This is a genomic window from Flammeovirga pacifica (assembly GCF_000807855.2).
Taxonomy (GTDB): domain Bacteria; phylum Bacteroidota; class Bacteroidia; order Cytophagales; family Flammeovirgaceae; genus Flammeovirga; species Flammeovirga pacifica.
Genome location: NZ_JRYR02000002.1, coordinates 516,741 through 530,614, shown reverse-complemented (window position 1 = coordinate 530,614; position 13,874 = coordinate 516,741). Strand labels below are relative to the sequence as shown.

The 13,874-nt window shown below is 32.9% G+C and carries 7 protein-coding genes; 5 read left to right on the top strand and 2 right to left on the bottom strand.

Annotated elements, in window-relative coordinates:
• Positions 1-124: 124 nt before the first annotated feature.
• Positions 125-1,726: a sulfatase family protein gene (locus NH26_RS21230; protein WP_199880280.1), complete on the bottom strand. Its 1,602-nt coding sequence runs from the start codon at positions 1,724-1,726 to the stop codon at positions 125-127.
• A 444-nt stretch (positions 1,727-2,170) separates the two neighbouring features.
• Positions 2,171-2,611, bottom strand: coding sequence for a DUF523 domain-containing protein (locus tag NH26_RS21225; protein ID WP_044226325.1), 441 nt, complete (start codon positions 2,609-2,611; stop codon positions 2,171-2,173).
• 586 nt (positions 2,612-3,197) lie between these two features.
• Between NH26_RS21225 and NH26_RS21220 the strand changes: the two genes are divergently transcribed.
• From NH26_RS21220 to NH26_RS21200, 5 genes are all read left to right on the top strand, one after another.
• Positions 3,198-4,550 carry a PP2C family protein-serine/threonine phosphatase gene (locus NH26_RS21220; protein WP_158021997.1) on the top strand — a complete coding sequence of 451 codons (1,353 nt, stop codon included), beginning with the start codon at positions 3,198-3,200 and terminating at the stop codon, positions 4,548-4,550.
• 316 nt (positions 4,551-4,866) lie between these two features.
• Positions 4,867-6,699, top strand: coding sequence for an arylsulfatase (locus NH26_RS21215; protein ID WP_052432157.1), 1,833 nt, complete (start codon positions 4,867-4,869; stop codon positions 6,697-6,699).
• Positions 6,696-8,249 (top strand): sulfatase family protein, encoded by a 1,554-nt coding sequence (locus NH26_RS21210; protein ID WP_044226321.1) that lies wholly within the window; start codon positions 6,696-6,698, stop codon positions 8,247-8,249. Before NH26_RS21215 ends, NH26_RS21210 begins: the two co-directional genes overlap by 4 nt.
• A gap of 79 nt (positions 8,250-8,328) precedes the next feature.
• Positions 8,329-10,965, top strand: coding sequence for a beta propeller repeat protein (locus NH26_RS21205; protein WP_139263224.1), 2,637 nt, complete (start codon positions 8,329-8,331; stop codon positions 10,963-10,965).
• A gap of 283 nt (positions 10,966-11,248) precedes the next feature.
• Complete coding sequence (locus tag NH26_RS21200; protein ID WP_044226317.1) at positions 11,249-13,744, top strand: glycoside hydrolase family 2 TIM barrel-domain containing protein; 2,496 nt, start codon at positions 11,249-11,251, stop codon at positions 13,742-13,744.
• Positions 13,745-13,874 lie beyond the last annotated feature (130 nt).

Sequence of the window (13,874 nt, the reverse complement as noted above, 5' to 3'; positions counted from 1 at the left end):
CAAAAGAGTGTTTAAATAGGTTCTAACTACTGATAAAGCCTTGATTAAAATATAAAACAAAAATGCCATGTTCTTTATTGAAACACGGCATTTTATTAATTAATGCAATCTGATAGAATAAAACTTATTCTACATTTTGATTATCATCCCAATATTTTTCTACTATCGCTTGAATTTCAGGATAGTTCTCATCTGTCTCATTTAACTCTTCCCTTTGCTTTTTTAATTCTATCTTTAACTGTGCAATTATTTCTTTGTACTCGGGATCATTATATCTATTGTGAAGCTCTTCCGGATCATTTTTTAGATCATAAAATTCCCAAGTATGAGGAGTTTCTTTTTCTATTCCGTGGTATTGCTTTGCCCAATAATGTTTAGCAAATTCTTCTTCGGGTAAGTAATGTTTACCATAAAAGAAAGCTAACTTATAGTCGTTTGTTCTAATACCAAAGTGTGCTGGTACATAATGATGAATAATATGCATCCAATAGCGATAATAGGTAGATGTTCTCCAGTCTTTTTCTTCTTTACCTTTTAGGGTTTTTACAAAACTTTTCCCTTGCATGTATTCAGGCTTTTTACCCCCAGCTAGTTCGATTAAAGTTGGAGCAAAATCTGTATTATTAATCAATAGTTCTGTTGAACTACCTGCCTCAATCATTTTAGGATAATGAACAATAAAAGGCATACGCATAGCTTCTTCATATATCCAGCGTTTATCTTGTAAATCATGTTCACCTAACATCATTCCTTGGTCTGCAGTATATACAATGATGGTATTTTCCCAAAGCCCTTCTTTTTTAAGGTAATCAAATAATCTCCCTAAATTATCATCCACCCCTTTTACACATCTTAAATATCTTTTTAAATAATCTTGATAAGCTACATGAGCAGATTCTTGTCCTTCCAAAGAATCCTTATGAAAAAACTTATTGTAGTTTCTATACATATGACGATCTGAAACAGAAGTACCTATATAATTGATCAAAGAATCATTACTTCCTCTAGTTCCTTCAGAACCCCAATTGGGTTGATAATATAAACTTGAAGGCTCAGGGATTTCTGTATCTGCCAAATAATCTTCATATCTAGGTGCGTATTCAAAGAAATCGTGAGGTGCTTTATAATGATGCATCAAAAAGAAAGGTTTTGACTTATCTCTATTTTCTAAGTAATCTATGGTAACATCAGTTATCACATCACTAGAATGCCCTTCCGTTTTTACTTTATTTTTCGGGTATTCTCCTTTTCCTTTTTCGTGAAAAGAGGGATTGAAGTATTTCCCTTGGCCAGGTAATATTTTATAATAATCAAAAGCCGTTGGTTCAATATGCAAATGCCATTTTCCAATAATTGCAGTAGAATAACCAAGCTTTTTAAGTTCTATAGGTAAATATTGTTTCTCAGGATCTAAATGAATATCCAAATCCAAAACACCATTTGTTTGAGGGTATTGTCCAGATATAATCGAGGCTCTACTTGGAGTACATATTGAATTGTTACAAAAAGCATTATCGAAACGGATTCCTCCGTTAGCTAATTGATCCAAATTTGGTGTTGGATTTAAAGATGCCAATCGACTACCATATACCCCTATTGCTTGTGAGGCATGGTCATCCGACATAATGTAAATAATGTTAGGCTTCTTTTTTTGTCCAAGTGAAAAGGTAGTAACAAAACAAAATGAAAGTAAGATACTCCACTTCATTGCTCCTCTGATATTCATGTTTTTCATTTCAAAAGTTTTCTTTATTAATTTAGATTGTTAGGCTTGCTTATTATGAAAATGACAATTATTGTCCAACAATATTAATTCTTAATGATCATTTTACAGCAACTAAATTAATCATTTAAACCATGTGTAAAACGTGATTAAAAATTACTCCCCCTTTATTAGATGAATTTAGGGCTAATATAACCTCACTAAATGAAATGTCTAGTTTATGTGAGTTGAATATAATCAACGTTTTAGTTTAAGTTTCTGTAGTTACAAAAGTTTACATGTGTTTGTTGTTATTATAATGACGCCTCTTGATGTAGACTCATTCAAAATGAAGTGAGTTACTTCGCTTATCTAGTACCATTAAATGTGTAAATCTATCAGAGTAGTGATTATTTGTATAAATTCTGTTTCTTGATCTACTTAAGGAATGCATAATAGGGAGAATTTTTAATCTTCAAATTCCTCGTCCGTCATCACATTTATTCCATTTTTAAAAAGCTTATCTGCTACAATACCATTTCCATCAATCAATGTACCTGAAAAAGTCCCATCATAGATTTTCCCAAAACCACACGATGGACTTCTTGACTGAAGAATAGCATGAGTTATATTATTTTCTTGACAAACCTTTAGGACTTCGTCAGCCGATTTTAAAAATTGAGCTGTATAATCTTTTCCTGCCTTACTAGTCACTTGCACACCTTCTTCTATATTCTGAATTTCTACAGGTTCTCTTGGAGTGGGTAAACCGGCAATTACTTCAGGACAAACTGGAATAGCTTCGCCTGATTCAATCATATCATTTAAGTTTACCGTTGATGAACAAGTGGCATTATATCGGCATTTTACACCTACCAAACATGAACTTATAATGTATTTTGGTTTCATTATTAAAAACTATTTTGAGATTGAGAATTGGTCATTACAAAAAAACATATTTTCATGATATAATGAAAGAATTGATCGATTAAATAAATGGTTCGTTAACGTTTGTGATGTTCAATTGATATTAACACAAACACCTATTTAATACATTTATTACAGAATCAAACATTCACTTATAAGGATGAATGTATCTAGTTGTATATAAAAAATAGTTCTTTAATATTAATTGTAATACACTTTTATACGTATGATTTTCAATGCAATATATATTATGTATTATAAATAAGCTCTAGGAATTGTACAAATAAAACTTATTAACATTATATTTGAGCCATGGATTTGATAAACTATATGAATTAACAATTTTCAGTAGTACTGAATATATAAATAGTACTACAATTATTATATACGACATTTTTAGTTCAACGTTCCAAATAATAGGTATTTACTTAATTCTCATTAAAAGTGAGGAGTTATAGTTATGCATTGTTGAAAATCACTATAACTTTTTCCATTAAATTAGATATATTTTATGACATTTGATGTACACAATTTCTTTAAGATAAAAAGTAGAGTATTTTTTGTCTTAATGCTCATTTTTATAGTCGTTCACTTAACTTTTGATTTAAAATATGAAGCTATTGTTTTAGCCATTTTAAGTTTCGTACAATTGGCAATTGTCTTATTTCCTTCAAAAAAAAGAAAGTGGATGTATCATCTTCAGGTGATATTATTATCGTTAATTGTAACAATTCTTTGTTTTATGGAAGGGGGGGTAATTTCTCCAGTTGTTTTCTTTTATATACCTCCAATATGTATGGGATTCCTATTTTTTAATATTAGAACAGGGACTACTTATTCTTTTATTATTTTAGGGCTTGCTATTGGTTTAACTTTATCTTCTATAAATCATTGGTCTCCTTTTCCTCCTTTAGTTTTGGATTCATATCAAGGGTTTCTATTCTTTACTATGGTATTTATTGGCGTAAGTGCTGATGTAGTCTGGACATTATTAGAGTATGAAAAAGGTCGTAATAATGCTGATCAAGAACTTAAGACATATAACGATGAGATTATTCAACAAGAAGAGGAACTTAGACAGCAACAAGAAGAACTTATTTCTACTCGTGAACACGAATTAGATCTAGAAAGAACAAAAACTTCTGCTCTTATAGAAGAACAAAAACGTATTAAAGCAGAAAATGATCTTCTTGTTATTCAGGAAGCATTAAAATATACTGCTGAAATACAGAAAATAACTTTACCAGGAAAAGAAGTCCTAAAAGATTTCTTTAAGGAACATGTTATTATATACCAGCCAAAAGAAAATATTAGTGGAGATTTCTATTATGTAAATAACTTTAATAATATAACACTAGTGGTTGTAGGAGACTGTAAGGGTCATGCTATTAGTGCTACTCTACTAACCATGGTTATATCAGGTTATTTCGATTCTTTACAAGAATTACCTTATTACCCTAGCCTTTTATTACATAATTTACAAGATTACCTTATTAATGAATTCAATCAAAAAATTGAAGATAAGGACCAAATAAAACATGAAGTAAATCTATCAATTGCTTACTTTGAAGGAAATAACTTTATTTATACTTCAGCAAATGGCCGTGGATATTTAATTAAAAATGACCAAATAAAAGAACTCTCTTATTCTAATAATCCCATTGGGGATACCTTCAGTTTAGTAAGACAATATAAAGATACTGAGATGACAATATCTCCAGATGATATTATTGTTATGTATACAGATGGATTAACTAAAATTGAAGATAAAGAGAATCCCAAAGAACTACTTGAAATAAGTAAAGAGTTTTATGGGAAATACGAGGAAAATTGGGAAAAAGGAATAATGAAATACATTAAGAAAAACTTCTCAAATACTCAACAAGATGATATCACATTCTTAGCTTTCAACTTGAACTAAGAATACATATTACCTCAATAATAAGATTCACACTAGAATTTGTTTATATAACATCCTTTTAAACCTGTAGGCCATTTTCTACAGGTTTTTTTTGTATGTAATATATCCTGTGATAATAACTACCGAATATTTAAATACGAACAACATTAAAATATTATTTACAAAATGAACATAATAAAGGGTGTAAACACTAAATATTAGGAGGTAATAAAAATAATTGTCTATTTCCATTATTAAAGAATAAAATAGTCAGACTCTTCTACTACTACATTGCTTTCATAAGTTTTAAGTATAGAATTAAGAAATGAAATGTTAGATGGAAACATGGAATAAACTTCTAATTGGTCTTACAGTAATATGCTTTTGGGCAAGACCTGTAATATCAGATGACAAAAAACCTAAGGGTAAACCTAATGTAATTATTATCATTACTGATGATCAAGGTTATGGAGATATAGCTGCACACGGAAATAATATAATCAAAACTCCAGCAATGGATCGGTTAAAGAATCAAGGAGTCAGTTTTGATAACTTTCACGCCGGTTCTACCTGTGCTCCTTCCCGGTCAGCTTTAATGACAGGTATGGAAGGACATCGGGCAGGTGTTTGGCATACCTTAGCGGGTTGTAACTTGCTAAGAGAAAAATTCACAGCAATGCCACAGGTGTTTAAAGACAATGGCTACTCTACGGCACTTTTTGGTAAATGGCACTTAGGCGATGCCTATCCTTATCTTCCTGAAAATAGAGGATTTGAAGAAGCACTGTATCATAATGCTGGTGGAATTGGACAAACTCCCGATTTTTGGAATAATGATTATTTTGATGATGTTTACCTGAGAAATGGAAAGCCGGAAAGGTTCAAGGGGTATTGTACAGATGTGTTTTTTGAGGAAGCAATAAAATATATTGAAAAGAAAAAAGATCAGCCATTCTTTTTATATCTATCTACAAATGCTCCTCATGGCCCTCTAAATGTACCAGAAGAATATTATAATTTATATAAAGATGAGGAGCAACTTCTTGATTATCAAAAAGCCTACTATGGGATGATTACTAATATCGATGATAATATCGCTCGATTAGAAAAGAAACTGAAAGATCTAAAACTAACTGATAATACTATTCTAATTTTCACCACAGATAATGGTACGCAATATGGTTGGAAAAGAATCAAAGGAAAAGAATATGGATACAATGCCAATATGAGAGGTCTAAAAAGTTCTCAATATGATGGTGGGCATCGCGTTCCATTTTTTATGTATTGGAAAAACGGAAAACTTTCAAAAGGCAAAACTATTGATCAGCTCGTGATGAGTTATGATGTACTACCTACTTTAATTGAGCTTTGCGGAATAGAAAAACATGCTGATACTAAATACGATGGTAAATCTGTTTCTCCACTCATTTTTGGTTCAGGTGAGAATTGGCCCAATCGATATGGTGTGTTGGATAAAAATAAAACACAGCATCCTGTAAAATGGAAGTTATCATCCGTTATGAACGACGATTGGCGTCTAATTAATGGTAAAGAATTGTACAATATTAGAGAAGATGTTGGACAACAAAACAATATCGCTGATCTACACCCAGAAAAGGTATCAGAAATGAGAGCTGCTTATGAAAAATGGTGGGATTATGTCTCTAAAGATTTCAGTAAATTTGAATACTATAAAATAGGTGTAGATGGAATTGATGAAACGGCTTTAACGATTCATGACATACATTCTGATCAACCACTAGCTTGGAATCAAGCTTTAATTCGTGATCCATTAAGCGGTAAAAAACCAACCCTTGCTAATGATGGTTTTTGGACTATTGATGTACAAAAAGAAGGATATTACAACATCACTTTAGCACGATGGCCAAAGGAATCTAAGTTAAAATTCAATGCTCAAGTAGACGCTTTAGGAATACAAAAACCATGGTATACAGCACTTACTAACGGGCGAATGATACCTCTAAAAAATGCTACTTTAGAAATTGATGCGCTTAGAGTACATCAAAAAGTAGATATGGAATCGGAAGGCACATCATTTAGAGTTTACTTAAATGAAGGAAAAGCTCGATTGGTCGGAAAATTTACAGGGGAAGACGGAAAAGACATTTCATCATTTTATGTTTACATTTCTAAAGAAAATAAGTCATGAAACTAATTTATATATTTCAATGGGTCATGTATTTAGGGATTATTACCTCCCTATCAGCTCAAGAAGAAAAGCGTCCTAACATTATCTTTTTATTATCTGATGATCATACAAGCATCGCTACAGGTTGTTATGGAAATGATCAGGTAGTTACTCCTAATATGGATAAATTGGCAGAGACAGGTACTCAATTTATGAATCATTATAATACCACTTCCATTTGTATGGCAAGTAGAGCTATTTATATGACAGGTATGTTTGAATACAAAACAGGATGTAATTTTGAACATGGACCTATGAAAAAAGAAAAATTCCAGCAATCGTATCCAATGCTTTTACGTAACGCTGGCTATTTTACTGGTTTTGCAGGGAAATTTGGTTTTGCTGTTTCAGACGGAACTGATTCGAACGATAAATCTTGGGAAGTTCTACCGGTAGATCAATTTGATGTTTGGGCAGGGGGCTTGGGACAGACCAATTACAAAACAGAAAAGAACAAGTATATTAAAAAATATGCTGAGAAATACCCACATAGTACTAGAGCGTATGCTGCGTGGGCTCATGATTTTATTAAAGAAGCAAAAGATTCTGGAAAACCCTTTTGCATGTCAATCAGCTTTAAAGCTCCTCATCTTCCTTTTACTCCTGATGTTTATTTCGATGCTGTTTACGAAGGAAAAACATATCAAAAGCCAGCTAACTATGGTGAGGAAAACGCAAAACATTTAGCGCCTCAAGCTTTAACAGGTAGACAGTATAAACAATATGATTTTTGGAGAGATACTGACGAGAATTATCAAGAAGCGATAAAACGATACAATCAATTAATACATGGAGTTGATTATGCTATTGGAATGATCAGAAAGTCATTAAAAGAATTAAATGTAGATGATAATACTATTATTATTTATGCTGGTGATAATGGTTATAGCTGTGGGGCTCATAATCTTGGCGGTAAAGTACTTCCCTATGAGGAAGCATCGAAGTCTCCCCTTTTAATTTTTGATCCAAGAATGCCTAAAAAAACCAAAGGGGCTCAAAGAGAAACAATCACATCAAGTATAGATATAGCTCCAACAATTCTGACAATGGCAGGAATTGAAGTGCCTCAAAATATGGATGGTGTAAATCTTATTCCGTTAATGCATAAGAAAAATGGTATCCAAAGAGAGTATATTCCTTTGATGAATTTCTTTGGGAATGATGAAATACAAGAAATGTCCGTTGTCTCTAAAGATTGGAAATACATTTATTGGCAATATGAAGATGAAAGAATGCAGCCTACTGAAGAACTATATTACGTGGGGAAAGATCGTCTAGAAATGGAAAATGTAATTTCTGAAAAGAAATACCAGAAGCAGCTCCAAATTATGAGAAAACGTTATGATCAACAAGTGGAAATACTAAAGCAAAATGCAGTTCCATATCATGACTATCAAAAGTATGGAGTGCTATTCGATAGACAATCTACTTCAGAAGACAAGAAAGCATTTTTAAGAGGTACTTATGAAGATCAAATGAAAGGAAGAAAGCCGAAAAATCATTTTAATTAATTGCCTTTTAATTTCAACTTGGTGGTCTAAACACCTACCTGACAGATCACAAAACAACAGACTTAATATCATTATAAAGATGAAACAAAATATATTATCAATTCTATTTATTATGGTCACTTCGCTACTAATCGCTCAAGATAAAGTAGATTTTTCGAAGTTGGACTCCAAAAGAATCGAATCTACTCCTACCGTAAAATGGGAACAGTTTGGCCCAGGTGGATCAGGAAATAATTATCATATTTACTGGCACCCTACTGACCCTAACACTGTATACCAAGGACCTAACATGGGTAACTCTTATCGTTCTACAGATAAAGGTGAAACATATGAAGGTATAATGGATCCAGATGGTCCTTCTTATAAAACAAGGCGCAGAGGTCCGGTAGAAATTTATGCCCCTGAATTTTCTAGACAAGACGAAAACTTTGGTATATGCACCATCGAAGATGCTAACTTTATATATTTCACTTCTGATAAAGGAAAAACATGGAAAATTAATGATTTGGTTAGAGCCCAATTAGAAAACATCCATATCAATACCATCAAAGTGGATCCTACTGATGATAATATATGGTATTTAGGTTCAGGTAATATTAGAGATTCCAACCATTTTTTCCATACTTACAAACATCCTCATGGGGTATTTGGATCTAAAAAAAAGGTGGGTGTTGCTGGTCAAAACAAAGATGTAAACTCTAATTATGGTCATCAAGCAAGAATTTGGAAAAGTACAGATAAAGGACAGACTTGGAAAAATATCACCCCTAAAGGGATAGAGACAAAAGCTCAGATTACGAGAATTTTTGTTCATCCTGATCAACCTCAAACAGTATTTGCTGGAACAACTTATGGTTTTTATAAATCTGAAAATGGTGGTAAATCTTGGAAGAAAAAAGTGAAAAATGGGATGGATAATGATATCATTCGTTCTATGGATATGTATTATGATGCTTCTTCTAAAAAAGTGATTTTTTATGCTATTGATTTAGTAAAGTACATTCCAAATGGAAATACAATTACTTATAATGGGGGCATATATAAAAGTGAGGATGAAGGTGAATCTTGGGTGAATATCAACTCTAATATGCCTATCAATAAGGCAATTTTGAAAAACCCGAGTATACAAAAAGGATATTATAAATTTGCACTAGGTAAATGGTTTGGTGTCACGGCAAAAGAAGCTAAAGAATTATATCCCAAAGCACCTAATGAGTTAATGCATTCTGTAAGTATGATCCGAGTAAACCCTGTCAACCCTAATCACTTATTAGTTATCAATAACTATAAATCTCAGTTTACTTTTCCTGGTGGAATGCTTTGGCGTTCTGATGATGGAGGAAAACATTGGTATGTCACTTTAAGAAATGGTAAAGACTGGAACGGCAGAGATAAAGCACATTGGGAGGCTAGAAATAACCCCACCAAAATTAATGTCGATTGGATTGGTCAAGATGAATGGGAAGAACGTGATCCCTATGATCGTAAAGCTGGTGCTGTAGCAGAATTTAATTCAGATGGATCGACAATAATGTATCAAGTAGCTAAAGTGGTTTGTGTATCTAATGATAATGGTGATACATGGTTAGAAAATGATGAAAAAGAAACTAAAGCAGGGAATCATCATTGGGTAGGTGCAGGTAATAGTAATCTACCTGGTGAAGAAATTGTTCAAGATGAGAGAATCAAAGATCACATCTATTTATGTGCAGGCGAAAACTCGATTTTTAAGACCACTAATGATGGTGATTTAGTAAGAAAAGGCGCTCAAGCCGTCTATAAAATCAGTATTCCCAATAAGGAAAACCCAAAAGAATGTTCTGTAGGCTCTATGGCTATTGACCCTAAAGATGTGAACCATATGTATGCATTACATTTTAGACAAGCCTATTTCGGACAATTGATGGAAACAAAAGATGGTGGGCAAAATTGGGCTCCTAAAGGACGAATCTTCGAGCCTACCGATTTTGGGAATCCTCTAAACATGATCATTCACCAAAGTCATTTAAGAATTGATCCTGTGGAAACAGAACATCTATATTTTGTTATTCCAAAGAAAAGAGTGGTACACAATGTAAAGTTCAAAGGTGGAAAGTTTAAAGATTTTGGTATATATAGATCTCAAGATGGAGGAAAAACTTTTGATATCATCAATCAGGGATTACCTAAGAATGGACATGTTCAAAAAATTGAATTTGATCCTGAAAATAAAAGTGATTTATATGCTGCAGTGATGGGAACAACAAAACAAGAAGGTGGCTTATTTCTACTCAATAAAAAGAAATCTATTTGGGAAAAAGTTGATCTTCCAAAAGGGATTGTGAGTGTTCATGATATCCATTTCTCTAAAGACAATAAGATGTACATTACAGCTGGAACATTTGATGGAAGTAATAAACACGGTGGTTTATGGGTCAGAACAAAAGGACAATGGAAACAAATAATTCCTTACAAATTTGCCAGTTTAGTCACCACTGCTAAATACAATTCAAATATCATTTTAGCAGCCATACCATCAGACGATACTATGGGTATGATGAACCCTGGTATCTACCGTTCTTTGGATGCAGGTAAAACTTGGAAAAAGATAAATACTGGAAATATTCAATCTGACAGAATTAACGCTTTAGAAATTGATTATCATAAAAAAGGGGTGTATTACTGCTCAACTTATGGTGCAGGATATTACATTGCAAAAGATGAAGAAGTAAAATAATTCTATTCAAATATTCTCTTATAAAAGAGCTATCTCAACGATTGGGATAGCTCTTTTTATTTCAACTAAAATTTAAAATTAATGAGGTAAAATGAAACTGTTTAAAACATCATTATTTTAAAATATCACCTAAAAAACAACTAATAATACTGAGACAAACAGGGGGGTATTTTTAATAATGAAAATAGCATCTACAATTCATTATCCAATAAAATATAATTGTATATACTTTTTCAAGAGGAGTATGATTTGATTTTTCAAACTAGAAAACCAACAAATAATAATGAAGTATTACTTAAATATTCTAATCTGTTTTCTTTTGATGTCGTCTTCAATATGGGCGCAATCTGATGGGCAAACTGATTTTAATAAAGATTGGAAATTTTATAAGGGTGAAATGAAAGGTGGTGAGGCCGCCTCACTCAATGATCAAAATTGGAGAAACGTAAGAATCCCTCACGATTGGGCTATAGAAGGTCCTTTTTCAAAAGAATACAATGCTCGTAGTGGAGGTTTACCCTTTCATGGAGAAGGTTGGTATCGTAAGCATTTCATGTTAACCAATACACAAAAAAATAAACATGTTGCTATCGAATTTGAAGGCATCATGAATAATTCTGAGGTGTGGATAAACGGTCACTATTTAGGTAAAAGGCCATTTGGATACTTAGGTTTTGAATATGATTTGACTCCATATTTAAATCTTGATGGTAATAATATTATTGCTGTCAAAGTAAAACCAGAAGACCTTTCTTCAAGATGGTTTCCGGGAGCCGGAATGTACCGTAAAGTATGGTTAAATATAAATAATGATGTAAGGGTGAATCATTGGGGAACATTTGTCAAAACCCATAATGTTACTTCTAGAGTGGCTACTATTGATATTCAGGTAGAAGTTCAAAACTTTCTGATGAATGATGAAATAGTAAGCATAAAAAATAAAGTGATCAATGCAAATGGTGATGTTGTAAAAGAATTGCAACAAAAAACTGTTGCTGTAGGTAAAGAGACCATTAAAACTCAGCAGGCCTTTAATATGCTTCAGCCTCAATTATGGTCTATTGATACTCCTAATTTATATCATTTAGTCACTGAGGTCATCAATAAAGAGGGTGAGGTTTTGGATACTTACCGTTCTCGTTTTGGGGTGAGAGATATCAAGTTTACGGCAAAAGAAGGATTTTTCTTGAATGGTGAATTAACTAAATTCAAAGGGGTGTGTTTACACCATGATTTGGGCCCATTAGGTGCCGCTGTGAACCGAAGAGCAACACAACGACAATTGGAGATTATGAAGGAAATGGGTGTGAATGCCATACGTACATCACACAACCCACCAAGTAGAGAACAATTAGAAATTTGTGATGAGTTGGGATTGTTGGTATTGGATGAAGCTTTTGATGAATGGGGAATTCAGAAAATCGAAAACGGGTATCATAAAGTATTTGACGAATGGCATGAGAGAGATTTAAGAGATATGATTCGTCGTGATCGTAACCACCCGTCTATTATTATGTGGAGTATCGGTAACGAAATCAAAGAACAAGGTGTAAAGGATGGATGGAAAGTGGCTCAAAAATTAGCTAAGATTTGCCATGAAGAAGATCCATCTAGACCTAATACTGCTGGGTTTAATCAATATGTTAGTGCAATAAAAAACAAACTAGCTCATCAAGTAGATATTGTCGGTTTTAACTATAAAGCGGCAAAATACGAAGAGGTAAAAAAGAATCATCCAGATTGGATTGTATATGGATCGGAGACAGAATCGATTACAAGTTCAAGAGGTGTTTATCATTCTACATTCTTAGAAAAATATAAAAAGAATACAGATAATCAAATCACAAGTTATGACATCATTGGTCCAACTTGGTCCTACCCTCCTGACATGGAATTCTACTTCTTAGAACAAAATCCAAGCATACTAGGAGAATTTATGTGGACGGGTTTTGATTATTTCGGTGAACCAACACCATACGGAGGTCGTGATAATTCTACCAATGGTTATTGGAATAGTGATTGGCCTAATAAATCGTCATTCTTTGGCGCTGTAGATTTATGTGGTTTCAAAAAAGATCGTTTCTATTTGTATCAAAGTCAATGGACGGATGCTCCAATGCTACATTTGTTGCCTCATTGGAATTGGAAAGGTTATGAAGGCCAAGAAATTCCTGTATTTGCATATACTAATGCAGAAGAAGTAGAATTGTTCTTAAATGGCAAAAGCTTAGGAAAAAAGAAAAAAGGTGTGGACAAAGGCATCATTCCTATTCAATTCCGTTATTATGAGGGTCCCTATGAATTCCCATCACCTTACCGATTAAGATGGGACGTTCCTTACCAAAAAGGTGAGTTGAAGGCCATTTCATACATCGATGGGAAAGTTGTAGAAGAAAAAATCATCAATACACATTTAAAGGCGAAAACCATCGAGCTTACCGCAGATAGAGCAATTATTTCTTCTGATGATGGTGAAGATCTAGTTTTTGTTACTGCTAGGGCCATTGATACCAACGGAAACTTTTGTTCTACTTTTAATGGAGATATTCAATTTTCTGTATCAGGAGATGGTACTTTTGAGGCCACAGGTAATGGAGACCCTAGCTCATTAGTAGTACCAAATAGTAGCAAACTAAAATTCTTTAATGGCATGGCATTAGTGATCGCTAGAGCCAATGAAGGAAAAGGTGGATTTATCAATATTACAGCAAAAGGAAAAGGGTTAAAGTTTAAAACGATTACAGTAAAAACAGAAGTTCAGGATAAGAAAGTACAATAGTTTATTATTAGATCATGATAAAACCTGAGAGTGGATGCTTTCAGGTTTTTTGTTTTTAGACAATTAATGACAGAATGTCGAATGAAATTCACAACTTAATCCATCTACTCCTTTTTGTGTATTATCACTC